The organism is Shinella fusca (assembly GCF_014203155.1).
In the GTDB taxonomy this organism is placed as follows: Bacteria; Pseudomonadota; Alphaproteobacteria; order Rhizobiales; family Rhizobiaceae; genus Shinella; species Shinella fusca.
The window spans coordinates 409570-434494 of sequence record NZ_JACHIK010000003.1 but is presented as its reverse complement, the minus strand read 5'-3'; the positions used below and the strand labels follow the sequence as shown (position 1 = coordinate 434494).

The window sequence follows — 24925 nt, the reverse complement described above, 5'->3', positions numbered from 1 at the left end:
ATTTTCGGCTTGTCACAATTCTCTTGGCACGCGGTAAACGGGCCGGGGAGGGATCAGGGCGCGATCTTGAAGGGCTGCTCGCTGATGGCGACGGCGCCGCTCGCGCTGTCGCGGAAACGGTAGCGTAGCACGTAGTCGCCGGCCGGCGGGCTCGTCAGGTTCAGCGTCAGCTTGGCAAAGACCTCCTGGTTGCGCACGCTGCCCTTGAAGTCGAAGGAGCCGAAGGCCTTCTGCTCGGCAAGCCTGGCGCCCTTGGCATCCATGAGTTCGAGGTCGACGGTGAAGTGGGATTCCAGCAGTCCGCCATCGGCCGGCCGCCAGGTGAGGCCTACCGGCTCGACATAGGAGATCAGCGCCTCGCCCGGCTTGAAGGTCGCATCCGGCCGCGCCGCATACATGCCGTAGCCCTGCGGCGGTGCGGAAACGAAGACGGACTTGCCGATGGAGAAGGGGAGCGTGGCGGCGAAGGCGCCGTAGGCATCGCGGATCGTGTCGTGCGCGCCGACCGTATCGCCCGCCGCCGCCTGTTCCTCCGCCTTCTTCGCCGCATCGGCGAGCGGGCCGGCAAGCGCGAACGCCGGCGTGAGCGCGGCGATAAAGGTCAAGCGCAACAGGAACTTCGGCACCAACATTCAGTCTTCCTCCAGCCGGATGGGCGGCAGGATGCGAAGAAGCGTGACAACAGTCAAGGACGGTCGGGTCAGCCCTTCCAGAAGAGCGGCGTCAGGATGACGAGGACGGTGAGGATTTCGAGACGGCCGAGCAGCATCAGGAAGGAGAGGAGATAGAGCGCCGCATCGTGGAAACCCGCGAAGGTGCCGGCCGGGCCGATCGTGTCGGTGACGCCGGGCCCGACGTTGGAAAGCGAGGTGGCGGCCGCCGAAAAGGCCGTCAGCACGTCGTAGCCCATCAGGCCGAGCAGGATCGCGCCCATGGCCGAGATGGCGACATAGGTGATGAAGAAGAGGAAGACGCTTCGCTGGAGGTCGGCATCCACCGTCATCGGCCCGTAGCGCACCGCATGGATGCCGTCGGGATAGATGAGGCGGTAGAGGCCCGTGCGGATGAAGTTGAAGAGAATGATGAGGCGGTAGGCTTTCAGGCCGCCCGCCGTCGAGCCCGAGCAGCCGCCCATGAAGGTGGCGACGAAGGCGAGCGCCACGATGAAATGGCCCCATTGGGTATAGTCGTCGCTGGCAAAGCCGGTCGTGGAGAGGATGGAGGAGACGGTGAAGAAGGAATGGGCCAGCGCCTGGTGGAAATCGACGCCGTTGTGCAGGCGCATGAACACGCTTGCCGCGACGGAGAAGAGCACGAGATAGCCGAGGAAGACGCGGATCTGCGGGTCGCGCCAGGCATCGAGCCGGCGGCGGACGACGAAGAGGATCAAGACCGAGAAGGGCAGGCTGCTGAGCGTCATGAAGAAGGTGCCGGCCCACAGCAGCGGCAGGCTCTTGTAGTAGCCGAAGGAGGCGTCGTGCGTGGAAAGCCCGCCGGTGGCGACCGTCGACATGGCATGGTTCAGCGCGTCGAAGCGGCTCATGCCGAGCATGGCGTAGACGACGGCGCAAAGAAGGGTGATCGCCACGTAGATGGCGAGGAAGGCGCGCGTATAGCTGGCGATGCGGGCGAACGGCTTGTCGGCGGTATCGGAGGATTCCAGCTTGAAGAACGACATGCCGCCGACGCGCAGATACGGCATGATGAAGAGGCCGAGTGCGAGGATGCCGACGCCGCCGAGCCAGTGGAGCAGCGAGCGCCACATGAGGACGCCGGGCGGCGCCTGGTCGAGGCCGACGATCACCGTGGAGCCCGTGGTGCTGATCGCCGAGACCGATTCGAAGAAGGCCTGCGCGAAGGTGAGCTTCAGCGAGGAGAGCCACAGCGGAATGGCGCCGATCACGCAGGCGGAAAGCCACAGCATGTTGACGACGAGGAAGCCCATCCGCTTGTTGAACGGCGGCGGGCCGGCGCGCGTGGCGGCGGCCGTCGCAAGCGAGAGCCCGCCCGTCACGAAGGCCGAGAGGAAGAATATCTCCGAATCCGGATGCCCGTAGTAGACGTCGATGAACGCCGGGACGAGCATGGCCAGCGAAAGATAGATGCCTGCGATGGCGGCGATGTTGATGGCGGAGCGGAAGATCGTCGCGTTCAAGGAAGGTCGTCCTCAATGGCGGCTGGTGTCCGTCTCAGCGATAGGCAGCCTGTTGTTTTTCGCATCGATTTTGCCGAAAACCGCTGCCCACGTCCCGGCTCGATGCTATAGCCTTTGCATCGATCAAACTCAAGGATGGCACGAACGGCATGAAACCGGACGTAGACGCGGCCTGCGAGGCCCTGCGCGGGCTCTTTCCCGAAACACCGCTCCAGCTCAACGAGCATCTTTCCGCCCGTTACGGCGCGGATATCTACCTGAAGCGCGAAGACCTTTCGCCCGTGCGCTCCTACAAGATCCGGGGCGCCTTCAATTTCTTCCGCAAGGTGCTGGCGAGGGACGACGGCGCGCGCAGCTTCGTCTGCGCCTCGGCCGGCAACCATGCACAGGGTTTTGCCTTCGTCTGCCGCCATTTCGGCGTGCCGGGCGTCGTCTTCATGCCGGTGACGACGCCGCAGCAGAAGATCGACAAGACGCGCATCTTCGGCGGCGAGTTCGTGACGATCAGGCTCGTCGGCGACTTCTTCGACCAGTGCTACAAGGCCGCGCGCGACCATGCGGCGGAAACCGGCGCGCTGATGGTGCCGCCCTTCGACCATGCGGATATCATCGAGGGGCAGGCGACGGTGGCGGCGGAGATCGTCGCCCAGCTTGACGGCAGGCTGCCGGACCTCGTCGTCCTGCCTGTCGGGGGCGGGGGGCTTGCCTCCGGCGTCACCGGCTATCTCGACGGCATGGTCGGCCCGTCGAGCTTCCTCTTCTGCGAGCCCGCCGGCGCGCCGAGCCTCAAGCGGAGCCTTGAGAGCGGTGCCGTGGTGACGCTCGACCAGGTCGACAATTTCGTCGACGGGGCGGCCGTCGGCCAGATCGGTGCGCTGAATTTCGCCGCCCTCAGCCGCTTTTCCGCCGACCAGGTGATGCTGCTGTCGGAAAACGCGATCTGCGTGACCATGGTCGAGATGCTGAATGTCGAGGGCGTGGTGCTGGAGCCGGCCGGCGCGCTGTCGCTGACGGCGCTGGAAGCGCTCGGCCGCGAGGGGCTGGAGGGCAAGACGGTGGTCGCCGTCGTCTCCGGCGGCAATTTCGACTTCGAGCGCCTGCCGGACGTCAAGGAGCGGGCGATGCGTCATGCGGGGCTGAAGAAATACTTCATCCTGCGCCTTGCCCAGCGGCCCGGCGCGCTGAAGGACTTCCTCAACATGCTCGGCCCGGACGACGACATCGCCCGCTTCGAATACCTGAAGAAATCCGCCCGCAACTTCGGCTCCATCCTGATCGGCATCGAAACGAAGGCACCGGAGAATTTCGCGGCCCTGAAAAAGGCCTTCGATGCGGCTGGGATGCGCTACCAGGACATCACGGAGAACGAGATCCTGGCCAACCTTATCATCTGAGGGCGCGGTGTCGTGGCACCCCCCTCTGGCCTGCCGGCCATCTCCCCCTCAAGGGGGGAGATCGGTAAATGGCAAGCCCCTCGTCTCAACCGCAACGTTTGTAGCGGGCAAGGCATCGCCCCATCCAATCTCCCCCCTTGAGGGGGAGATGGCCGGCAGGCCAGAGGGGGGTATTGCACGCACAATGCTCTCCATCCACACCCGCCCCTTGGAGCCCGCTTCCGCCTGTGCTAGCAATCGCCTATGGCATCGTTCTTTTCAAAACTTTTCGGTCGCGGCGGCGAACCGGCTTCTCCGGCGAAGATCGCCGAGGAAACCGAGGCCTATAACGACCTTCTTCTCGTCGCCGCGCCCATTGCGGAGGGCGGGCAGTATCGTCTGGCCGGCCGCATCGAGAAGCGGGATGGCGAGCGCGTGCTGGTGCGCAGCTTCATCCGGGCGGACCTCTTTTCCTCGCGCGACGACACCGTGGGCGCGACCTTCCGCAAGGCGCGGCAGATCGCCGACCAGCACGGTTCCTCGCTCTTCAGCGACGGCACGGAGAGCCGGCAGGTCTGACGCAGAACGCGGCAAATCTGCCGCGCCGCAACGAAAAGTCGTGCTTTTTCCATGAAGACGCTGGAGAACCGGCGCGATTGGCTGTATCCGCAGAAGACGATGGGATGCGACTCTCCCGGCGGCGGCCGCCGGGCATCGCAAGATCTGCGGACTGCGCATGGGCACTGAAAACCTGATCCTGCTCCTGATCGAGGCGGGGTTCTATTTCGTCTTCATGGTGGGTCTGCTGCACCTGCGCCATCAGCTCGGCATCGGCGTCTTCGTTGCCGCGCTCGGCGTCATGCATTTCCTCGAGACGTATCTTGCCGCCGTCTTCTATATCGAATTGCCCTTCGGCGTCATTTCGCCCGGCTCGTCCGTGCTCTTCTCCGGCAAGCTGATGATGATCCTCCTGCTCTATGTGAAGGAGGACGCCGCGGTCGTGCGCGCGCCGATCTACGGCCTGCTTGCCGGCAACTTCCTGACGGTCGGCCTCAGCTTCTTCCTGCGCCACCACCAGACGGTGGGCGCGGTGCCGGGCCGTATCGCCGATCTCGCCTTCATCGACGAGATGGGCTGGCTGATGCTCTGGGGCACGATGATGCTCTATGTCGATTCGCTCGCCATCATCCTGCTCTACGAGCGGCTGGGCCGCGTCTTCAGGCACCGAACCGCGATGCGCTTCTTCGTCGTCGGCGTCGTCGTCCTGACCTTCGACCAGATCGGCTTCTTCTCGGCGCTGCATTTCCTCAATGGCGCACCGATCGAGGTTTTCTGGGGCGGCTGGATCGCCAAGATGATGGCGGCCTGCGCCTATGCCGTGCTGATCACGGTCTACCTCTCTTATTCCCGCCTCTCGGCCATTCCCGTCTCGCCGCGGCCGATCTCGGATATCTTCGCCGACCTCACCTTCCGCGAACGCTACGAGGACCTGCTCGACCGCTCCGGCCGCGACGCGCTGACCGGCGTCTACGACCGCAGCCGGCTGGAATTCGAGGCGCCGCGCCTGCTGTCGGCCATGCTGGTCGAGGGCAAGCCGCTGGGGCTGATGATCATCGACGCCGACCATTTTAAAGACGTCAACGACCGTTTCGGCCATCTTGCCGGCGACGGCGTGCTCAAGGAGACGGCCGCCTGCCTCAAGCGGGTGCTGCGCAGCGGCGACCATCTCTTCCGCTTCGGTGGCGAGGAGTTCGTGGTGATCAGCGAGGATATCCTGCCGGATGCCGGCGCCGACCATGCCGAAATGCTGCGGCGGGCCGTCGCGGCGGATATCCGCCGGCCGGACGGCGAGCCGGTGACCGTCAGCATCGGCGTCGCCAACAGCTATCACGACGGCACGACGCTGAATGCCCTGCTTTCCACCGCCGATGCCCGGCTCTACGCGGCCAAGAATGCCGGCCGCAACCGCGTGGTCTCCCGCTAGACGCCGACATTCGGCCGGTCGATGATCTCGCGCAGCGCGAAGCTCGAATTGATCTTCACCACATGGGGAAGCGCCGAAAGCCAGTCGCGATGGATGCGCTCGTAGTCGGCAAGGTCCTTGGCGGCGACCCGCAGGATATAGTCGTATTCGCCGGACATGAGGTAGCAGACCAAAACGTTGGGGCAGAGCTTCACCGCGGCCTCGAATTCGGCGAGCGTCTTGGCGAACTGGCCGGACAGCGAGATGTGCACGATGGCGATCATCTTGTAGTCGAGCGCCTTCGGCGAGACGCGGGCGTAATAGCCGTTGATGACGCCGGATTTCTCCAGGATATCGAGGCGGCGCGAACAGGCCGAGGGCGACAGGCCGACCCGCTCGGCAAGCTCCGCGTTGGAAATGCGGCCGTTCTGCTGAACGGTTCTCAGAATCGCAGCATCGATTGCATCCATTTGCGCCATTCGAATTTCCTACGAAATTTCCGCTGATATTCGAAGAATATTCGACAAGCCGCCCTTTCGCAAACCGGCTTTGCAAGGACATTGCGCGTTTCCTCTGCTTCCATGATCACCCGCCGATGCGGCGGCAATCAATCGGGAACTTGAAGACAGGGAAGGAACGCGCATGCGTGTCGGTTGTCCGAAGGAAATCAAGAATCACGAGTACCGGGTCGGTCTGACGCCCGGGGCCGTGCGGGAATATGTCGCCCACGGCCACGAGGTCCTCGTCGAGACCAAGGCCGGCGCCGGCATCGGCGCAGACGACGACGCCTACCGCGCCGCCGGCGCGAAGATCGTTCCCACCGCTGCCGATATCTTCGGCAGGTCCGACATGGTGGTGAAGGTCAAGGAGCCGCAGCCCGCCGAATGGGCGCAACTGCGCGACGGACAGATTCTCTACACTTACCTGCATCTTGCGCCCGATCCGGAGCAGACCAAGGGCCTGCTCGCCTCCGGCGTCACCGCCATCGCCTACGAGACGGTGACGGACGAGCGCGGCGGCCTGCCGCTCCTCGCTCCCATGTCCGAGGTTGCCGGGCGGCTTTCCATCCAGGCGGGCGCCACCGCGCTCCAGAAGGCGAACGGCGGGCGCGGCATCCTGCTCGGCGGCGTGCCGGGTGTACCGCCGGCCAAGGTCGCCGTCATCGGCGGCGGCGTCGTCGGCCTTCACGCCGCGCGCATGGCCGCCGGCCTCGGCGCGGACGTTTCGATCCTCGACCGCTCGATCCCGCGGCTGCGCCAGCTCGACGATCTTTTCGGCGGCCGCGTCCACACGCGCTATTCGACGATCGACGCGCTGGAGGAGGAGGTCTTCTCGGCCGACCTCGTCATCGGCGCCGTGCTGATCCCCGGTGCCGCCGCGCCGAAGCTCGTCACCCGCGAAATGCTCTCGGGCATGAAGAAGGGGGCGGTCATCGTCGACGTCGCCATCGACCAGGGCGGCTGCTTCGAGACCTCGCATGCGACGACCCATTCCGATCCGACCTTCGAGGTCGACGGCGTGGTGCACTATTGCGTCGCCAACATGCCGGGCGCCGTGCCGGTGACCTCCGCGCACGCGCTCAACAACGCGACGCTGCACTACGGCCTCCAGCTTGCCGACAAGGGCCTCAAGGCCATCGCCGAAGACCGGCACCTGCGCGCCGGCCTTAACGTGCACAAGGGCCGGGTGACGAACCACGCGGTCGCCGAAGCGCTCGGCTACGAGTCCTACGCGCCCGAGGCTGTGCTGAACGTCGCTTGATGGCGGCGGGATGAAAGAAGGGCCCGGAGCGATCCGGGCCTTTTGGGAATACCGGCCATCGCCCACCCTCTGCCGTCATCCTCGGGCTTGACCCGAGGATCCACGCGGCATCCGCGGCTGGTGGATGCTCGGGTCAAGCCCGAGCATGACGGAGGGGAGGGATATCGGTTTCCTGCCCAATGAACGAAACCGCTGGAAAATATGCCAGTGGAAACGTTAGTCGCGCACGAACTCGTCGATGCGGCGGAGCGTCACGCGGCGGTTGCGCCATTCCTCGTTCTGGGTCGGCACCAGCAGGTATTCCTCGCCGTAGCCGACGGTCTCCAGCGCCCGGTAGGGGATGCCAAATTCCTGCACGAGCACGCGCTTCAGCGATTCGGCCCGGCGTTCGGAGAGGATCTGGTTGGAGGAGGCCGAGCCGACGGCGTCCGTATGGCCCTCGATGAGGAAGACGGCGCGCCGGCGCCGGTCGATGATGCGGCTCATCGCGCGGGCGATCTGGCGCACCTTGCGGTATTCCGAATGCGGGATTTCCGCGGAGGCGAAGGCGAAGTTGATCGACTGGATGTTGATCGAGGGCGCCGCGCCGCGCAGGTCCGGCCGGCGCTTGAACTCGCGGATCGTCACGCGCTCGTTCTCGCGCATGCGCCGCGCGGGAGCGGCGTCGAGGCGGCGCAGGATCATGTCTTCCGACGGGGTTTCCTGCGCCTGCGCGAAGCCGGAGAAGGCCGGAACGGCAAGGGCGGTGGCGAAGGCGGTGAGGAAAGCGCGGCGTTGCATGGCGGTACTCCTTGTCTGTCTGTTCGGCCGGAAGTTGCCATGCGCCGCCTGAAGCGAGCCTGAACCCGCCTTGCAGGTTGCGTTCAGAATGCTTAACGGCGCTCGGCCGGCATCAGACAGTCGCGCTTGGCAAGTTCCAGCAGCTCGGCGTCGGAGAGCGGCACGAGCTCGGCATCCTGCGTGCCGACCGGCGAGAAGCCGAACATCTGGTAGAGCTGGAGCGCGCGCGGGTGGTCGAGATTGTTGGTGGTGACGCGCACCCGCTTCGGTCCGGACGACCAGGCGGCATAGAGCGTCTGTAGCAGGAACCATTTGCCGATGCCGAGCCCCAGCGCCCGCTCGAAGAGGCCGAAATGGGAGAGCTCGACGACGTCCTCGTTCTCCTGCCACAGCTCGAAGAAGCCGGCCGGCGCGCCGTTGACATAGAGCACCGTCACGCTGTTGCGCTTGTCGGAGAGCGTTGCGGCCAGCGTTTCGTCGTCCATGCGCAGCCGGTCGACCCAGTGCCAGCGGCTGCCGACCTGCCGGTAGAGGAAGCGGTAGAAGGCAGGCGGGATTTCCGGCGCGCTGAGGATGGCCGTGTGCACGTTGACCGGCACCGGCAGGCTCTGTTTCGGCGGCGCGGTCATCTCGAGCGCCGTGATGTGCACGGCGATCGGTGCGGGCTGGACCTTCCTGGCCATGGGAATCAGCCTTTCCCGGTCACGACGGGCGTGTCGTCGCGTCCGCCCCATTCGGACCAGGAGCCGTCGTAGAGCGTGTTGTCCTTATGGCCGAGCGAGGCGAGCGCCAGCGAGATGATCGCGGCCGTGACGCCCGAGCCGCAGCTCGTGACGACTGGTCTCGAAAGGTCGATGCCCGAGGCCTCGAAATGCCGGCGGAGGCTGTCGAGATCCTTGAACTTCCCGCCCTCGGAGAAGGTGCCGGAGGGCATGCTTTTCGCCCCCGGCATATGGCCGGAGCGCATGCCGGCGCGCGGCTCGGCCTCCTCGCCGGTGAAGCGGCCGGCGCCGCGCGCATCGGCGATCTGCTTCGACCCGGTGGTGACGATGCCGCGCATCTCCTCGAAGGAGGTCACGGCATAGGGATTGAAATTGGTGTGGAAGACGGCGGGCGCCGGTTCCGGCAGGTCGGTCGAAAGCGGGCGTCCCTCCTTCTTCCAGCCGTCGATGCCGCCGTCCATGACGAAGACGGTCTTCGCGCCCATCGTGCGGAACAGCCACCAGGCGCGCGGCGCGGTGAAGATGCCGGGGCCGTCGCAGACGACGATCGTGTCCGTATCCGAAATGCCGAGCTTGCCGACTTCGGTGGCGAAGAATTCCGGCGAGGGGATGGTGTGCGGCAGCCCGCTCGCATGGTCGGCGATCACGTCCTGGTCGAAGAAGACGGCGCCGGGAATATGGCCGGCCGCATATTCGGCCGCGCCGTTGCGGTTCTGCGCAGGCAGATACCAGGAGGCGTCGACCACGCGGAAGGCCGGGGCGCCAAGCTGCTTTTCCACCCAATCCGGCGAAACGACGAACCTGCTCTTGTCTATGGACATGTGATCCTCCTCTCAGGCCTCGGAACCCGGCGCACCGAAGCGGATGCGGAACCGGCGGTTCTCCTTGCCCTTCTTCTCGATCTTGGCGATGTGGATGGCGCCGACTTCCTGCGTTTCCGACACATGCGTGCCGCCGCAGGGCTGGCTGTCGACGGATGAATTCTCGCCGATGCACACGAGGCTGACGCGGCCGAGGCCCATCGGCGGGCGGACGTTCTTCGATTTGACGATGCCGGGATTGGCGGCGAGTTCCGCGTCGGTTATCCATTGCACGAAGACCGGGTGGTTCTCCGCGACGAGCCTCATCAGCTTTTCCGTCACCTCGTCCTTGTCGATGGTCTCGCTCATGTCGAAGTCGACGCGGCTGTCGTCCTCGCCGACGGCAGCGCCGGTGATCGGGTAGGGGCAGACGACGGAAAGGAGGTGGCAGGCCGTGTGCATGCGCATCAGCCTGTAGCGGCGCGCCCAGTCGATATGGGCGATGACCGTCTCGCCGACGATCGGCAGGGCCTCGCCCTCCAGCGGCCGGTGGATGATGATCTCCTTGGTGGCGCCGGTGACGGCCGGGCCGAGCGCGATGCGCCCGCCGTCGGCGCGCTCCAGAAAGCCTGTATCGCCCGGCTGGCCGCCGGACGTCGCGTAGAAACAGGTCTGGTCCAGCTCGATGCCGCCGTCCTCGTGCACCGCCGTCACCACCGCCTCGTTTGTCGAAAGATAGAAATCGTCGCGAAAGAGGGCGGTGGTGGGAAGAGACATGAGACCTATTCGACCGGCTGATAGGGGACCTTGATCCCCGATTTCGCCGTCAGCCATCCGGGAACGGGCAGGCCCTTCGAATCGAGGAAGTCCGGGTTGAAGAGTTTCGACTGGTAGCGGTTAGCATAGTCGCAGAGGATCGTCACGATCGTATGGCCGGGGCCGAGGTCCCTGGCGAGGCGGATCGCACCGGCGATGTTGATGCCGGAGGAGCCGCCGACGGCGATGCCTTCCTCCTCGATGAGGTCGAAGACCAGCGGAATCGCCTCGGAATCCGGGATCTGGTAGGAATAGTCCGGCGTGAAGCCCTCGAGGTTGGCCGTGATGCGGCCCTGGCCGATGCCCTCGGTGATGGAGCTGCCCTCGGCCTTCAGTTCGCCATGGGCGTAATAGTTGTAGAGCGCGGCGCCCTGCGGGTCGGCAAGGGCGATCTTGATGTCCGGGTTCTTCGCGCGCAGGCCCGCGGCAACGCCGGCGAGCGTTCCGCCGGAGCCGACGGCCGAGACGAAGCCGTCCACCTTGCCGTTCGTGTCGCGCCAGATTTCCGGCGCCGTCGTTTCGATATGGGCGTCGCGGTTGGCGACGTTGTCGAACTGGTTGGCCCAGATCGCGCCGTTCGGCTCGGTCCTGGCGAGCTGTTCGGCAAGGCGGCCGGAGAGCTTCACGTAGTTGTTCGGGTTCCTGTAGGGAACCGCCGGCACTTCCACCAGTTCCGCGCCCAGCAGGCGCAGCGCGTCCTTCTTCTCCTGGCTCTGCGTCTCGGGAATGACGATGACGGTGCGGTAGCCGAGCGCCTGCGCGACCAGCGCAAGGCCGATGCCGGTATTGCCCGCCGTGCCTTCCACGATGACGCCGCCCGGCCGCAACGCGCCGGAGCGCTCGGCCGCCCGGATGATCGAGAGCGCCGCGCGGTCCTTCACCGACTGTCCGGGGTTGAGGAACTCCGCCTTGCCGAGGATCTCGCAGCCGGTCGCCTCGGAGGCTCCCTTGAGGCGGATCAGCGGCGTGTTGCCGATTGCGTCAAGGACGGACGGGAGAATGGACATGGCAGGCGAGCCTTTCGGGTTGGTATCGGGAATATAAGGGGTTTTCGGCCTGTGAGCGCCGCTTTGCAAGGAATGTCGTTTCGAGAGCGGGGGCTTCGAGAGCGATTTTTTCCAATGCGCGACGGCAAGGCAAGGAGCCGCCCGGTTCGAGGCCGGAAAATGGCCGGCCTTTAACGGGCTGTTAGCAAACATGGTTAATTTTGCGTCTATCCGGCGTGCGGCAGGGAACGGAAACCTCGGCCGCCCGTTGAACGGCAAACGGAGACACCAAGATGCTTTTCGGATTTTTCCAGCAGGGCCCGGCCGAGCGGGACGACGATATCGCCACCGGCACCTATGCGGACGGAATGATCGGCACGCCGCTCTGCGACCCCTCCGCCCGCCCTCGCGAGCGCAGCACGGCCTTCCGCCGCAGCGCCCATGAGCGCGACTACGGCACGGTCCGCGCCGCCGGCCAGGCGGGCGCCGGCATGGTGCCTTAAAAAGCGCGGCGCGCCGGGAACATTGGGAACCTCGGCGGATTTCTCCCTCATCAACGGAGGAGGCCGCCATGACCCATCACATCGACAATCGCCAGTTCAGTACCAGGAAGATCACCCGGCACGTTCTCGATGTCGCCGAGCATTGCCGCAAGAACGGCCTCGACAAGGCGCAGGAACGCAAGCTCCTCCTTCTCTTCGGCCGCTTCGCCAGCCGCCACGAACTCCAGATGAACATCCGCCGCCTGCCGACGGCGTTGCGCTGAACCGGAATGGATGTGAGAGCCTGAAAAGCAGGAAGGCCGCGCTGCTGAGCGCGGCCTTTTCCTGTTTCCGGGAGGGAACTTGTCGCTGCGTGTTCCGTTTGGGCTTCACCATTTTGACGGAGGCCACCATGATCAGGAAAATCGTCGTTGCAGCCAGCGTTCTCGCGCTTTCCATGACGGCAGCTTCGGCACAGGACGCCAAACCGAAGCCCGAGGAGGGCAAGAAACCCTCCGAGATCCTGGCCATGATCGAGAGCCGGCCTGATTTCCTGCGCCTGATCGAGATGTCCTGGAACGACCGGGGCTATTACGAGATCGAGTACCGCACCGGCGACAAGGCGAAGGTCGAGATCAATATCGATTCGAAGAGCGGCCAGCCCGTCAGCGAGGAATAGGAGACGACCATGACCGACGACCGCGAGGACCGGATCCGCGAGCGGGCTTTCGAGCTGTGGCAGCAGGAAGGCTCTCTGGACGGGCGGAGCCTCAGCCATTGGCTGCAGGCCGAGAAGGAAGTCGACGATGAAAGCGAGCAGGTGCCGGAAGACCGGGCCGACACCACGGGGCTATCGCTCCAATAGACGTTTATGCGGTCTTGGTTCGATAAATAATCGCCCCGAACATCAACACGCCGACGAAGACGGCAAGCGACGCGACGGCGACGACCGGTTCTGCGGCCTGTGTACCTGTCAGAAGAAGGTAAAGCCCTATCGCCATGACCAGCACACCCGGCACATAGATATATGCCTGCAGCTTCGCGAGCCTGGAAGAGGCGCCGGATGGGTTGAGGGCGTGATAAATGCCGAAGATCGACATCGTCACCCAGCCGAGCAGGTTTATGTGCGCATGCGCGCCGACCGCTGCGTAGTCGTGGGTGCTTCCCATTTTCAGGCCGAGCACGATACCGGCGGTGAGGAAACAGATCGCCGTCATGAAGTAGAAGCGAGATATAGCTGGCATGGACCCCTCCATATGATTTTTGCGGATGGAAACATGTTTTTTGACACTTGTCAGTATCGCGCAGGAAGGGAGCCGGTGGTGAGTGACGGCTGGGTGCTATCCGCCCGGCCGTAGAGCCGGATTCTTCCTGGAACAGGCTCCAAGGCGTCGGCGTTGCCCTGGTAGCGGAGACAGGGCAAATTTCAGAAGCGGAGAGGATTTGTGGAAAAGAAAGCGCCTGTTATCGGATTTCTCGACGATAACAGGCGCTTTGCTTTTAAACTGGCTCCCCGGGCCGGAAAAGCTGAGCCATCCATAGCGACCATACTGATCCTTCTAAGCCATTGATGTGCTGTGGTTTCGGGATTTCCTTGCCCATTGTGACCATTGTGCCTAATACTAGCAACGACCCAAAAAGTGGGGAAAATTGCGGGGAAGGAAAATGGGGAGCCATACTCGAAATGTGCTCACCGTCAAAGCAATTGCGGCCAGCTCCGCGAAGAAGCTGCGCGACGGCGGTGGCCTTTGGCTCGTGACGAAAGGTGACGCCAGGTACTGGGTGTTCGACTTTACCCTCGGGGGAAAGCGCCGGCAACTCGGCCTCGGTCCTTTGCTGAGTGTGGGTCTGGCGGAGGCCAGGGCGAAGGCCGACGAGGCCCGCAAGCTTGTTCGAAGCGGTATCGATCCCATCGCGCGACGCCACGTCTCTGAGGTCAAGTCGACAACCTTCGGGCAATACGCCGACGGCTTCATTGACGACGCGGTGAAGGCTGGTCGGTGGCGCGGTGCGAAGACGGAGGCGCGGTGGCGAAACCTCTTGGAGAACCACGCTGCAGGTCTACGGCCGAAGGCTCTGAACGCCATTGGCGTGCCCGACGTTCTGGATGTGCTACGCCCGATTTGGGGCGTCCGTCAGGAAACCGCGGAAAAATTGAGGGAGGCAATCGAGCGAGTGCTTGATGCTGCGAAGGTGGAGGGGCACAGGACGGGCGACAACCCAGCTCGGTGGAGAGGCGTCCTGGAATTCGCCCTTCACAAGCCGAACGCACTAACGAGCAAAAAGCACCACTCAGCAATGCCTCACGCGGCCGCTGCAGATTTCATGAAGAAGCTGCGCCAGATCAAAACCGTCGAGGCGCGTGCGCTCGAATTTACAGTTTTGACCGTGGTGCGGAGCGGAGAAGCACGCGGCGCCGTATGGTCCGAAATTGATCTCCAGAAAAAGGTATGGACCATCCCGGCCATCCGGACGAAGCCCGGGAAAATTCATCGCGTGCCACTCTCTAGCCAAGCTATTACTCTGCTTAAGCAGATGGTGAAGAAGTCGGTCAATGACTTTGTTTTCCCTAGTGTCCGAGATGGGAAGATGCTTGCCGACGCGACGCTTGGGGCAGTGCTCAAGGCCGTGGATAATGGCGCCCATACTGTGCACGGCTTTCGAAGCACATTCAGGGACTGGTCAACAGAGGTCGCCCATGCACCTCGTGAGATTGCCGAGGCCGCACTCGCGCACGCGGTCGGCGACGCCGTCGAGCGTTCGTACGCCCGCTCTGATGCTTTGGAGCGGAGGAGGGAGCTGATGCAGACCTGGGCTGATTATTTGGAGAATCCGTCTGCAATGGCTTCGCCGACGAATCCGAGCGTGATCTGAGAAAACTCTACAGTCCTACGGAGATCAATGGAGCGGCTGAACATCGGGCCGAATTCAAACGTGTTCGGCTCGCCGTCTTTTACTAAGATAACATCTGCCCTTGGCTCCGGCCCATACATAATTACCCTTACGGACATATGCCCCGGTGCGTCATCAGGCGCGCTGAAGGCCGCACGCTCCTCTGGAATTGATTCGATCATGTTCGATAGGGCTTCGCCGAACGTCGAGCCTAGCGCATCTTTAGCCACATAAACCGTCTCTCTTACTCGGTTCGCCAGCAGGTCACGAAAGGCCTTTACCAGATTAACCGCGTCCTTCGGGTTTGCGTCCCAGGCCGTCGCGATGATCATGTTCGCGGCATCAGCATATGTCATGGGCGTGGTTCCTCGCCCCCGTAAGGCCCTGGTGCGGAGCCCAGCTTCTGCCAGATAACGATCAATCACCGTCACTGTCTCTATAGGCACACCCATATTTTCGGCGACCACCGCGATCAATTCTTTCTGCGTTGCCAATGCGTTGCCTCCATGTGCCAGTAATCTACATCGCATAAATCAATAATGTACGCAAGACGGTATTGACTTTTTTATCAATAATGCGCATATTACATTTATGGAGGCGCGCCGCTTCCGCCGTTCATGAGAGGAGATGTTATGACCCCTGCCAACGACAACGTGCCCACACTCATAAGCCTAAACGCCGCATGCCGGATGACCTCGATGTCCAGAAGCATGCTGAACCGATATCGCGCGGAAGGGCGCTTTCCGATTGCCGTGGAACTCGGAGACAGACGCGTGGCCTTCGTCCGGTCTGAAGTTGCCGACTGGGTCAAGGCAAAGATCTCGGCGAGGGCAGCAGCATGAGCCTATCTTTAGAACAAGCAATCTCACTGTTGCAGGTATCAGACTTCCACAAAGTACTGACCTGCGCGCGCTCGCGGGGCGGTCCTAGCGTCAAAGAGAATTCTTACACTGCCGACGATGTGGCAGTCGTCGCACTTGCTAAAAGCCTGCATGAGCGGGGTCTCTCGCCATATAACGCCGCTCAGGCCGCTGGATCGTTTGCGGCAACAGGATTAACCCCGCAGAGCTGGGTAGCCTCACTCGCCTGCAATGGTGAGTTGATACTTCCACTGGACGGCCAAGACGTCATTCCCATTGGCGCCATTTATCATGACGCCAAGTCTGCGGCTCGCTCCGCCTAACCAACGCAATTTTGCACCCAATGATTTCAACCACCCGCCGGCCGCGTGCCGGCGGGCCGCGCCTTCGTGCGCAATCAAGGAGGAAGAAATGACAAAAGAACTTGTGCAAGCCGAAGCTGAGCTCGACGCCTTCGAGGCGGAGCTTTGGCACCGGATCGGCCTTAATCCGGACGGCCCACCCGACGCGTATCTCAATGAGGCTGATTTCACCACGTTGCACCGGCTCGACAAACTGCGGGACAGGGTTTCGCTTTTGAGGGCCGCAGCATGACCGATCAGGCCGCGGACTTCGCCGCTTTCCTCATTGACGAGTATCGCGACATTCCAGAACGGCATCGCGCATCTGTAGTCCGCGACCGTTTTCCGAGCATCTCCCACGAGGCGTTCATGCGCGGGTTCGCAATTGCGGAGGAAATCGCGGTCGACGATGCTCGTGAAGGCCTTCTGGCCGCGTAAGCCTTGACGATTTTCGTTGTCAATAGGTTATTGAAATAGCGCCCGCTTAGCGCGCGCCAACACCCACCAGCACTAAAAAATTGAACCGGCCTCGCGCCGGAGAGGAGGAACCTTGCGTCTAATTACTACCGAGGAAGGCCTGAACATCAATCCTGCGCACGTCGTGCAGTTCACCACATTGCGGAGCGGCCAAACAAAAATCCTGCTGTCGACGGGCGGAGAGCAATATGTGGATACGTGCAGTGACGACCTCCGCGACTTGTTCATCCCGGTCATCAAGGCCAATTCTGGGTTCGTTGCGGTGTTTGTCGACCGCTTGAGCGACGGTACTTTTCACTACCGTCGCCGCTCAGTAATCGCATGGCAACTCCGCGCATCGGGCAATTACCCACTCTTCGAGGGCTACAATGAAGGTGACGACGACTATGTAGTGATCATAGATCCCGCTGGCGGTGTCTACGATTCTGACCACAATCTGTTCGCCTCACTTGAGGACTGGCGGAAAGAGTACGAGGCGGAGCAAAACGAGATCGCTGCCCGCGGGGCCAGGGCTGCCTGATGGTTCACCCTTCAATCATTGCAGTCAGACCGGCGCCTCCTGGCGCTGGTCGGGCCATCGCGTTCGTCGATGTCCAACTCAATGGACTGCGGCTGTTCAATTTGAAGCTGGTCGATGGCCCCTCCGGGCGGCGGATTCATGCGCCCTCCGCGTACGGCTCGTCTGTTGCGACCCTCACGCCTGACCTCGCGGCTACACTGGTCCGCCTCGCCAACCAATCCATCGGAGATATCGCCCGCCATGACCGCAGCCACGCAGCTTAGCCCCTCGATCCTCTTCGATGAGCCAGCGATCCGAGAGCACGTGCAAATGTTGCACGAGCTTGCTAATGGAATTGATGGCGTTCTCGTCGTCTCGGTTTTCAACGCCGCCCTGCCGACAGACAAGGGTATCATCACACACCACCGCGTCGGCGACGTCGACGGTATGGTGGAATCGATCATGGCTCACGGCGTCACACGGGGCGCCAACGTCTACGCGGGCCTTCAGGTTATGCGTCCTGGACTTGCCCGCGGCAAGCGCGGGACCGAGGCCGATATCGTCGCGGTTCTTGGCCTCGTCGCCGACATGGACGGGGACACGGGTAAGGCGGCCGGCGAACTGCCAGTCGAGCCCAACTACACCATCGAGACCAGTCCCGGGAATGGACAGCCGTTTTGGCTGTTTGATCGCGCCTTGCCGCCGGCAGAAGCGAGGCCGCTTGCAGCAGCTCTCCGTCGCGCTACAGGTAGCGATGCGGGAACCGCTGATATTTGTCACGTCTGGCGCGTCAGTGGCACTCTAAACTGGCCTGGCGCCACTAAGCTTGCCCGCGGTCGAGATCCAGAGCCCGTCCCGGTAACGGTTGCCGAAGCATGGGACGGGTCGCTGACTAGCATTGAGAATCTTCGAAACGAGCTCGAGCCTTGGTCGTCTGCCGCGGTACCCACGGGGCCAGTGGCACTGGGCGAGCTTCCTATGGTCGATGGCATCGAGATCAGCCCCGTTGCTGCGGAAATGCTGGCGGCGGATGATGTTGAAAAGCGCTCCGAACACGCGGCGCGGGTGGTCGAGCAGTTGGGTTTCGATGGGCTTACAGCGGAGCAGGCTTGTGCGGCATTTCTTTCGGCGACTGGCAACTGGTTTGCGCGATACGAAGGAAAGGACCCCGTTGCTGATTTCAAACGGCTTTGGGGAAAATACGCGGTACACCATGCCGAGGAGCGGGCGCATGCAGCCAGCGTGGCGGAGATTTTCTCGGGCAACCGTATGAAAACCACGCCAGTCCCCGCCAACGACAACAACAAAATGCCGGCCGCTCCCGAGAAGGAAATCCCTCGGCCGGTAGACCCTTGGGCACAGCGGTCTCATCCGACCTTGCCGTTCGGACTGCTCCCGGCCGGGATTGAGGACTTCGCGCGCTCGCAGGCGGAGATTATGGGCGTCGACGCCGGAGGGTTAGCGGCCGCGGCACTCGCGGTCTGTGCCGCGGCGCTTCCAGACAGGATCACGTTGAGGGTAAAGCGGCACGACGAATGGGAGGAGTCCGCGCGTATATGGGTGGCGCTCATTGGCAATCCGAGCGCCAAGAAATCTCCTATCATCAGCGCCGCGACCCGGCCGTTGCGGTCGATCGATGACGAATTGGTGCGAGCCTACCTCAATGAGAAGCGCTTATACGACGGGCTCGACAAAGCCGGGAAAAGCGACAAGCCGGCGCCGAAGCAGATCCGTGCCCGTATGGAGGATGTGACGGTTGAGGCTGCGCAGGAAATCCTGCGCGATACAACAGAGGGCGTCCTGCTCATCCGCGACGAACTCTCTGGCTGGTTCGGCTCGATGGAGAAATATGGGACAGGGAAGGGAGCGGCTGCCGACCGCAGTTTTTGGCTTCAGGCGTTCAACGGGGGGAGCTATAGCGTCAACCGCGTGGGGCGTGGCGTCGTCGCGATAGATAATCTGTCTGTGTCCATGCTCGGTGGCATCCAGCCGGAACCAATCCGGAGGATTGCTGCCGATACTGCGGATGACGGCTTGCTCCAACGTCTTTTCCCAATCTGCTTGGGGCCGTCGTCGGTAGGCCTTGATGTGCCGCCCTCCGCCGCCGTCGGTCAGTACGCGGGGCTGGTGCATCGCCTCCATCAGATGCAGCGCCCCCTACAGGGCAAAATGCTTGAGGTGTCGCTGAAGTTTGACGCGGCGGCTCAGGACTTGCGGCATGAACTATCTGAAAAGCATCACGAAATGCAGACGAGTTGGGAGATACTCAACAAGAAGCTTGCCGCGCACATCGGGAAGTATGACGGCCTATACGCCAGGCTTTGCGTGCTCTTTCACTGCATTGAAGCCGAGAGCACGAGGCCATCCACCACGGTTTCGATTGATGTGGCACAGCGGGTCGCGGAGTTCCTGCACGAGTTTTTGTTCCCCCATGCTTTGGCGTTTTACCAGAACGTCTTGGGGCTTTCAGATCGGCACGACGCGGTTCTAGCGACTGCCGGATGGATACTGTCTCACCGACCGGAGAAGATCACAGTGCGAGACGTGCGCCGAGGCGACCGGACCATGCGGGAGATGGATGTTGACCAGGCCGAGGAGGTGCTTCGAAAGCTCGATGCGCTCTCATGGGTGGAGCCAGTCCCGACGGCGCGAAAAGATTCCACGACTTACATCGTCAATCCGGCGGTCTTCGATGATTTTGCGCACCGAGCGGAGAAGGAAAAAGCGCGGCGCGAGCGAGTTCGCGAACTGGTTGCGTTGCCGTGATAAGTGCAAGTGTCACCAAATGTCCCTTGCGCGCGCAGCAACACGATAGGAATCCAACTCTTTTCTTCATTTTTCGCAGTCTGTTCCCCGCGCATGCGCAAGGGCCAGTCGCGGCCAGTTCGCCAATAGGAGGAAACCCATGACGCAACACTGGATACAGGCATGAAACGTCGCACCGGTCCCGGTCAGCTTTCCCTCGAGGTGGCGGATCGGATGGCGCCCACCAACCCCAAGTACCAAGGCCGGCATTATCGCTCGTGCCTCGCGGAAGCTCACACGATCATCGAAGCGTTCCGGCTTAGGATTACGGAACTCGAGGACTCGCTGGAACGGCTGAAACGCGACTGCGACTACCGGCTCAGCCTGTGCGTCACTCGCACCGCCGCGGAGGAAGAGAGGCAGCGAGCGGCAGCCTGGATGCGCGAGAAGGCCGCGAGCATTGTTGAGGGAGACGAGGGCATCCCGACGGTTATGTCCTATGCAATCGACTGCATTCCAAACCCGAAGCCAAAATTTTGCACACAGGAGCAACTCGATGAGCGACTCGCCCAGCAATCGTGATCTTAGTCAACTCTCGGCGCTCCTCGCGGTCGCTTCCCACGCGCCCGCACCGCCCAAGCCGAAGAAGCCAACGCCGGCTCCCGCCAACGACAACCGCGCACCCGACGTCCTAGCCTGGCCGACCCTGGAACGTCTCGCTCATCGTGGCGATGAAGCGCGGGTCTATGCACTGCGCCATTGGCGAAACCTTTGCTTCCCAGGTTCCTCCTACATCCCGCCAGAACCGACCGACGACGATACTGACGAACCGCAGGTAGAGGTTCGCCCCTCCGAAGCCGAGCTCCTCCGCGCGGTCGGCTGGACCGTGACGGGGAGAGAGCGATGGGAGCATACAGGCAAATTGGTGAACACCTATGCATCTGCCGACCTATCACCGTCGGTCAAGCGCCATCGAAACGGCACTGTCGACATCGAGCTCGGCGATCTGGTCTTCCGCGATGGCGCGCTGATCGAATGGGGCCGCACGAAACGGGGCAGGGCGCTTCGGCCGGTTGAGCGTGCTCGAGGCGTGAAGGGGGCATCACCTAAGGAGCGAACAGAGGCCGCCATCCTGGCGTATCTGCGGGCGCCAGCAACAACGCCGTCGCCGTTCACTGCCGTGTCGCTTAGGCGTCCGTTTTCCGGCGAGCGGGCGATCCCGGATTTGTACGATCCGCTCCGCAGAGAGGCACCCAGCGCTAACGATAAGCTCGGTCGCTTTGGCGTCGAAGAGGCGCGCGCCGTCCTACGCGACCACGGCGTAGACGGCTCGGTGGCGTTCGCAGATCTCCCGGTCGCCGCGACGCAGTGCAAGGACGCCCTCGTCGTGGGCCCGCAATGGGTGGGCGGCATCAAGAAGCCGAAACCACTGGGCGAGATATCCGCGGCTGCCGGGCCAGAATGTGATCTTTCACGACGCATCGAAACTGGCGACTATGTCGACCACCTACGGAGAATCCTCGGCGATCATGCGAAGGTGCTCGACCTGGCTATTGGCGACGCGACCGCGCAGGAGATTGGCAGCGCTATGGGGAAGGGGCGATCCTATGCGGAAAAAGTCGGCCCGTGGCTGATCGACGCCGCGATTGACGCGCTGATTGCGGCAGATGAGACGGCCCGGTGGGTTGTCGACGAAAAAAAGAAGAAGATCGCGGCGTAATGTCCGGTCAATTCGGTCGTCGCATCGTATCATTATGAAGGGATAGTTCCGGGGGTCGCCTTGCGCGGCCCCTTTTCTTTGGGGCGCCGGCAAGCCGCGGACGTTTTAAACTCGCGAGTGAAACCGGGACTGCCCCGAATCCAATCTAGTTGCTGCGCGCCCGGCGGTTGAAACTATCTACCGCATCACTGTAGTCAGATTCTGCTTGGCGGTTGTCCCGATTGGCGTCGTCGATTGCTTCCTGGGCTTCGCGATTTCGGCAGGTCATATAGTCCTCGACCTCCGATTTGTAGGATTCCATTTCGTCTTTGCAGCGGTCAAATTCCCATTCATCGTCAAACGAACCGTACCGCGTAGCGCAGCTTGGAGCAGACGGCTCTGAGCAGGCGTATGTCGATAGCGGAGTGGCCAGGGCGAGAAGAATGCTAAGCAAGAATGTGCGCATGGGTAACTCCGAACGGTGATCGCATTCCTGCACGTCGGTCGCGAGTTGTCTAGGTTTACATTGGCCCGATCGGTGAGAGTGAACTGCAACTACGTTGCGCGCCCCACACCTTTCCGGGCGCACCTATGTTTGCGACGGACGCTCGGCCGCGTGCGAGCCGGGCGCAACCAAACAGGCAAGGCGGCGCAAGCCGAGAAGGTCGTGGTTCGTTCATGGCCGTTCCTTGCCGACTTCATGAGCATCCTGAGCCTCTGTGGCTGGCTTCGCACCGGGGTTCGCACCGTGGCGGTGTCGGTCATATGCCCAACGTCCTGAAGCAACAGGAGGGCGCCGCCTGCTAATTAGTCGACAAGGCCTGCCACGCTTCGGCGTACCCTGGCGGGCTCTTTATCGGGAAGTCCTCGGCTGAAAGGCCCAGGCTGGAATAAGAGCGAAGCGCTGCGGTCCCTTCGCCTTCCCGACCCCCATTCGGCAGGTCAGCCACTTCGCGCGCCGTAACCCAGAGAGGAGGCGCTGGCTTGCCGAATTCCAATTGTCTGGCGCTCCTCCTCTAGCGACAGACAATCGTGCGGCTGCTCCACTGCTTGGCGGTGTCGAGCGGCCGCTTTTGTTTTCATGCGCTAGGTACAGGAAAGAAATCGGTTTAAAAGCGGTTGCAACCTTAGACTGGGTTGTGATGTTTTGCTAGCGTCCCCACACGTCTAAGTATGGGGGATCGAATGAGACGATGTAAGGCGGTAGCGTATCTAATTGAGGTGCGTAAGCTCAATGCACGGTCGAGCGACAACCTGAAATTTGGGAAATTTGACGGATCTCAGGCGCTGAGAATAGCGCTGCAAAAGATACTGCAAAAGTACCCCAAATATGTCGCTCTGAAGCTGCACGACAAGATATTCAAAGTCGATTTAGACAAGGCAAATGCCGGCCCTCTAACTGGATTAATCATGTCGGGGGATTATGGGCAGGCCGGAGACATTATCGATTCTGCGAGCGGCAACGTATCGTACAAAAAGAAGAAGACGGAATCCCTGGCTGAGCCGTTCTATTTCTACATTGCGGTCCCGGATAACGAAACTAGAGGGATTGTAGTCTTGCAGCAAACTGGTCTGCAGGGTGTAAAGGGGTTGTTTGAGACAGCAGTCGTTGGCGTTTTTGAATCTCAATACCCGGATTACCGCCTGCACGTTCGGCAATTGACTATCGCAGACACTCTTGCGCAGTACCTTAAGGGCGGGAATGTTGAGGAGCTTATAGTTGAAAAACACGAGATTCCAGCCGACATCGCGGATCTGTACGGTGGCCAGAAGAAGGTTTACCCCGGAACTTTTACGCAGATCATTAAGTCAAGCGCGGGTCTCTTTAAAAAGAGCGGTCTAATCGCCTTCGCCAAGGGGCAGAAGAAGCTTGAGGATGTGTTTGAGTTTGACGATCACGGCTTCGATGTCGTTAAGGCCAAGATTAGGATAGGCGACGAGCTAAAGTCCGTAAACTTGACCAAGCCGGATTCGATCTCGATGTCGGTGGATATCACTGATGACGTGAAGTTCGGAGCCGATGGGCACCCGACAAGGGCAAGCCTTAAGAGCGAGTTTGATAAAGTTGCGGCCGACTTGGCGAAACGAGGAGGGATCAAGTTGTGACGTCGAAGATCGATCTCCGTGCCATTGTTCAAGATCATTTTGCAACGTTCAAAGACGAAGCAACCGGTAAGTTTAGTGCCCTCGACTTTGCCGTGATGGTTGGATTCCCTATTGCGGTGGCAGTTGGCTCCGCCGTCGCTGGATTCCACATACCGGATGGACACGTAGGCACTCTCATCTCGGCTTTCGCTATCTTTGGCGGGCTTCTCTTTAACGTGCTCGTCCTGATCTACAGTTTCTCTTCGGGAGAAGAAGAGCCTGATCCGGTGCGAGAAGAGCTCGTACAGCAGTCGTTTGCAAATATCTCTTTCGCGGTCATGTCCTCGTTGTTGGCCGTTATGCTTCTAGTGGTTCTTCTTTTTGTGGGTGGAATAGGGCAAATCATAATCGAGGCTGTTATCTATTTTGTTGGATTGAACTTTCTTCTCACGATGCTCATGGTGTTGAAGCGTATGCACATCCTCTTGCGGGGAAAGTTCACTCGGTAAGTCAGCGGACAGCATTCTCCAACCGCTTTTGTTTCAGCGCCATCGGCGCTCCCCCGGCACCGGGCGTTCGTGGTGCGCTTATAGGTAGGCGATGGCAACCAAACGTCGCGGCGAAAGCGCTGCATGGCAGCACCTTTATAAGCGATCGCGCTGGCTGAATCTGCGTGAGCAGCAGTTGTCCCGTGAGCCGCTGTGCCGGTTCTGCCTTATCACCGAGGACGTGACGGCTGCCGAGGTGGTCGACCACATCAAGGAACACAAAGGCGATGAGGCCTTGTTCTTCGACCCTGAAAATCTTCAGTCCCTTTGCCGGCATCACCATGACAGCGCAAAGCAGGCAATGGAGCGCGGCGTGAAGGTCGTCACCTACGGCGTGGATGGGTATCCCATCGAGATTGGGTAGGGGGAGGGTCGGCCCTTCCGACTGTCGGCCGCAGGAGCGGCGCGGACCAAGAACGTTAATGCAAACACAGATTTTTGCCTCGCGTGCGCAAGCGCGCGTGCGCGAGGAGGAGCGCCATGGCTCGCAAGCGCGGTCGCGTCGACAGCGTCACCGAAGCGGTACGGATCGCTTCCGCTGACGACATCCAAATGCCTGCAAACGTGCCGTTGTCCGACGGTGACATTCCATTTTTCCGGAATGTGATCGCCGAATACGCCCGCGCCGAGTGGTCGGCACACCAGCTTGAGATTGCCGCGATGCTGGCTCGCACCATGGCGGATCTAGTGCGCGAGCAGGATTTGCTGCGCACGGAAGGTGCTGTTGCCTACTCCGAAAAAGGCTCTCCGCTCGCCAATCCGCGCAAGGCTGTCGTTCAGATGCACGCCTCATCGATCCTGTCATTCCGCCGGTCGTTGTCCCTGCATGCGCGGGCGCAGGGTGGCGAAGCGCGGGACGTCGCGAAACGACGTGAGGCGGCGAAGGAAATCGAGGGGGCGGCGGCGAGCGACGACGATCTGCTTCTGGCCTAGTCGAGGTT

General features: G+C 61.9%; 31 protein-coding genes. 20 read left to right on the top strand and 11 right to left on the bottom strand.

The window, feature by feature from the left end; all coding sequences use genetic code 11:
* Positions 1-53 precede the first annotated feature (53 nt).
* Complete coding sequence (locus HNQ66_RS06765; RefSeq protein ID WP_184142261.1) at positions 54-626, bottom strand: hypothetical protein; 573 nt, start codon at positions 624-626, stop codon at positions 54-56.
* A gap of 74 nt (positions 627-700) precedes the next feature.
* Entirely contained in the window at positions 701-2155 is a 1455-nt protein-coding gene (locus tag HNQ66_RS06760; RefSeq protein WP_184142125.1) for a TrkH family potassium uptake protein, read from the bottom strand.
* A gap of 149 nt (positions 2156-2304) precedes the next feature.
* Here HNQ66_RS06760 and ilvA point away from each other — a divergent pair, with 149 nt between their 5' ends.
* The 3 genes from ilvA (at position 2305) to HNQ66_RS06745 (ending at position 5512) form a co-directional block, all read left to right on the top strand.
* On the top strand, positions 2305-3549 hold the full coding sequence (gene ilvA / locus HNQ66_RS06755) for a threonine ammonia-lyase (RefSeq protein WP_184142123.1): 1245 nt from the start codon (positions 2305-2307) through the stop codon (positions 3547-3549).
* A gap of 243 nt (positions 3550-3792) precedes the next feature.
* A complete protein-coding gene (locus tag HNQ66_RS06750) occupies positions 3793-4107 on the top strand; it encodes an HlyU family transcriptional regulator (RefSeq protein ID WP_184142121.1) in 315 nt (104 codons plus the stop codon).
* Positions 4108-4264: 157 nt separating this feature from the next.
* Entirely contained in the window at positions 4265-5512 is a 1248-nt protein-coding gene (locus tag HNQ66_RS06745; RefSeq protein ID WP_184142119.1) for a GGDEF domain-containing protein, read from the top strand.
* On the opposite strand, the gene HNQ66_RS06740 is transcribed toward HNQ66_RS06745, so the two are convergent.
* Positions 5509-5970 carry an Lrp/AsnC family transcriptional regulator gene (locus HNQ66_RS06740; RefSeq protein WP_184142117.1) on the bottom strand — a complete coding sequence of 154 codons (462 nt, stop codon included), beginning with the start codon at positions 5968-5970 and terminating at the stop codon, positions 5509-5511. The two genes, HNQ66_RS06745 and HNQ66_RS06740, sit on opposite strands and share 4 nt — an antisense overlap.
* Before the next feature lie 163 nt (positions 5971-6133).
* On the opposite strand from HNQ66_RS06740, the gene ald reads away from it, so the two are divergent.
* Positions 6134-7252, top strand: coding sequence for an alanine dehydrogenase (gene ald, locus HNQ66_RS06735; RefSeq protein ID WP_184142115.1), 1119 nt, complete (start codon positions 6134-6136; stop codon positions 7250-7252).
* 216 nt (positions 7253-7468) lie between these two features.
* Here the strand turns inward: ald and HNQ66_RS06730 are convergent, their stop codons facing one another.
* The 5 genes from HNQ66_RS06730 to HNQ66_RS06710 form a co-directional block, all read right to left on the bottom strand.
* Positions 7469-8032, bottom strand: coding sequence for an OmpA family protein (locus HNQ66_RS06730; protein ID WP_184142113.1), 564 nt, complete (start codon positions 8030-8032; stop codon positions 7469-7471).
* Between the two features lie 92 nt (positions 8033-8124).
* Positions 8125-8715 (bottom strand): GNAT family N-acetyltransferase, encoded by a 591-nt coding sequence (locus tag HNQ66_RS06725; protein WP_184142111.1) that lies wholly within the window; start codon positions 8713-8715, stop codon positions 8125-8127.
* A gap of 5 nt (positions 8716-8720) precedes the next feature.
* Complete coding sequence (gene sseA / locus HNQ66_RS06720; protein WP_184142109.1) at positions 8721-9575, bottom strand: 3-mercaptopyruvate sulfurtransferase; 855 nt, start codon at positions 9573-9575, stop codon at positions 8721-8723.
* Between the two features lie 12 nt (positions 9576-9587).
* Positions 9588-10331 carry an alanyl-tRNA editing protein gene (locus HNQ66_RS06715; RefSeq protein ID WP_184142107.1) on the bottom strand — a complete coding sequence of 248 codons (744 nt, stop codon included), beginning with the start codon at positions 10329-10331 and terminating at the stop codon, positions 9588-9590.
* A gap of 5 nt (positions 10332-10336) precedes the next feature.
* Positions 10337-11377, bottom strand: a complete 1041-nt coding sequence (locus tag HNQ66_RS06710; RefSeq protein WP_184142105.1) for a cysteine synthase A — start codon at positions 11375-11377, stop codon at positions 10337-10339.
* A 272-nt stretch (positions 11378-11649) separates the two neighbouring features.
* Here HNQ66_RS06710 and HNQ66_RS06705 point away from each other — a divergent pair, with 272 nt between their 5' ends.
* The 4 genes from HNQ66_RS06705 to HNQ66_RS06690 all read left to right on the top strand — a co-directional run bounded on the left by HNQ66_RS06705 (position 11650) and on the right by HNQ66_RS06690 (position 12703).
* Positions 11650-11859, top strand: a complete 210-nt coding sequence (locus tag HNQ66_RS06705; protein ID WP_184142103.1) for a hypothetical protein — start codon at positions 11650-11652, stop codon at positions 11857-11859.
* A gap of 68 nt (positions 11860-11927) precedes the next feature.
* Entirely contained in the window at positions 11928-12122 is a 195-nt protein-coding gene (locus HNQ66_RS06700; protein WP_184142101.1) for a hypothetical protein, read from the top strand.
* A 128-nt stretch (positions 12123-12250) separates the two neighbouring features.
* Entirely contained in the window at positions 12251-12517 is a 267-nt protein-coding gene (locus tag HNQ66_RS06695; protein WP_184142099.1) for a PepSY domain-containing protein, read from the top strand.
* Between the two features lie 9 nt (positions 12518-12526).
* A complete protein-coding gene (locus HNQ66_RS06690) occupies positions 12527-12703 on the top strand; it encodes a DUF2934 domain-containing protein (RefSeq protein ID WP_184142097.1) in 177 nt (58 codons plus the stop codon).
* A gap of 4 nt (positions 12704-12707) precedes the next feature.
* Here HNQ66_RS06690 and HNQ66_RS06685 read toward each other — a convergent pair whose 3' ends face one another.
* Positions 12708-13082, bottom strand: a complete 375-nt coding sequence (locus tag HNQ66_RS06685) for a hypothetical protein (protein ID WP_184142095.1) — start codon at positions 13080-13082, stop codon at positions 12708-12710.
* Between the two features lie 442 nt (positions 13083-13524).
* Between HNQ66_RS06685 and HNQ66_RS06680 the strand changes: the two genes are divergently transcribed.
* Positions 13525-14712 carry a tyrosine-type recombinase/integrase gene (locus tag HNQ66_RS06680; RefSeq protein ID WP_343059447.1) on the top strand — a complete coding sequence of 396 codons (1188 nt, stop codon included), beginning with the start codon at positions 13525-13527 and terminating at the stop codon, positions 14710-14712.
* Here HNQ66_RS06680 and HNQ66_RS06675 read toward each other — a convergent pair.
* On the bottom strand, positions 14658-15224 hold the full coding sequence (locus HNQ66_RS06675) for a hypothetical protein (RefSeq protein ID WP_184142091.1): 567 nt from the start codon (positions 15222-15224) through the stop codon (positions 14658-14660). The genes HNQ66_RS06680 and HNQ66_RS06675 overlap by 55 nt on opposite strands.
* Positions 15225-15347: 123 nt before the next feature.
* Here HNQ66_RS06675 and HNQ66_RS23700 point away from each other — a divergent pair, with 123 nt between their 5' ends.
* The 7 genes from HNQ66_RS23700 to HNQ66_RS06640 all read left to right on the top strand — a co-directional run bounded on the left by HNQ66_RS23700 (position 15348) and on the right by HNQ66_RS06640 (position 21372).
* Positions 15348-15572, top strand: coding sequence for a helix-turn-helix transcriptional regulator (locus HNQ66_RS23700; protein ID WP_343059445.1), 225 nt, complete (start codon positions 15348-15350; stop codon positions 15570-15572).
* A 429-nt stretch (positions 15573-16001) separates the two neighbouring features.
* Positions 16002-16184, top strand: a complete 183-nt coding sequence (locus HNQ66_RS06665) for a hypothetical protein (protein WP_184142087.1) — start codon at positions 16002-16004, stop codon at positions 16182-16184.
* The gene (locus HNQ66_RS06660) at positions 16181-16369 is read left to right on the top strand and encodes a hypothetical protein (protein ID WP_184142085.1); all 189 of its coding nucleotides are present in this window, start codon (positions 16181-16183) and stop codon (positions 16367-16369) included. Before HNQ66_RS06665 ends, HNQ66_RS06660 begins: the two co-directional genes overlap by 4 nt.
* 112 nt (positions 16370-16481) lie before the next feature.
* The gene (locus tag HNQ66_RS06655; RefSeq protein WP_184142083.1) at positions 16482-16928 is read left to right on the top strand and encodes a hypothetical protein; all 447 of its coding nucleotides are present in this window, start codon (positions 16482-16484) and stop codon (positions 16926-16928) included.
* Positions 16929-17168: 240 nt separating this feature from the next.
* Positions 17169-19673 carry a DUF3987 domain-containing protein gene (locus HNQ66_RS06650; protein ID WP_184142081.1) on the top strand — a complete coding sequence of 835 codons (2505 nt, stop codon included), beginning with the start codon at positions 17169-17171 and terminating at the stop codon, positions 19671-19673.
* Between the two features lie 162 nt (positions 19674-19835).
* Positions 19836-20234 (top strand): hypothetical protein, encoded by a 399-nt coding sequence (locus tag HNQ66_RS06645; protein ID WP_184142079.1) that lies wholly within the window; start codon positions 19836-19838, stop codon positions 20232-20234.
* Entirely contained in the window at positions 20209-21372 is a 1164-nt protein-coding gene (locus HNQ66_RS06640; protein ID WP_184142077.1) for a hypothetical protein, read from the top strand. Before HNQ66_RS06645 ends, HNQ66_RS06640 begins: the two co-directional genes overlap by 26 nt.
* Positions 21373-21517: 145 nt before the next feature.
* Here the strand turns inward: HNQ66_RS06640 and HNQ66_RS06635 are convergent, their stop codons facing one another.
* Entirely contained in the window at positions 21518-21817 is a 300-nt protein-coding gene (locus HNQ66_RS06635; RefSeq protein ID WP_184142074.1) for a hypothetical protein, read from the bottom strand.
* Between the two features lie 719 nt (positions 21818-22536).
* On the opposite strand from HNQ66_RS06635, the gene HNQ66_RS06630 reads away from it, so the two are divergent.
* From HNQ66_RS06630 to HNQ66_RS06615, 4 genes are all read left to right on the top strand, one after another.
* Complete coding sequence (locus HNQ66_RS06630; RefSeq protein WP_184142072.1) at positions 22537-23457, top strand: hypothetical protein; 921 nt, start codon at positions 22537-22539, stop codon at positions 23455-23457.
* Entirely contained in the window at positions 23454-23945 is a 492-nt protein-coding gene (locus HNQ66_RS06625; protein ID WP_184142070.1) for a hypothetical protein, read from the top strand. Before HNQ66_RS06630 ends, HNQ66_RS06625 begins: the two co-directional genes overlap by 4 nt.
* Positions 23946-24036: 91 nt before the next feature.
* Positions 24037-24348 carry an HNH endonuclease gene (locus tag HNQ66_RS06620; protein WP_184142068.1) on the top strand — a complete coding sequence of 104 codons (312 nt, stop codon included), beginning with the start codon at positions 24037-24039 and terminating at the stop codon, positions 24346-24348.
* A gap of 116 nt (positions 24349-24464) precedes the next feature.
* The gene (locus HNQ66_RS06615; RefSeq protein ID WP_184142066.1) at positions 24465-24917 is read left to right on the top strand and encodes a terminase small subunit; all 453 of its coding nucleotides are present in this window, start codon (positions 24465-24467) and stop codon (positions 24915-24917) included.
* Positions 24918-24925 lie beyond the last annotated feature (8 nt).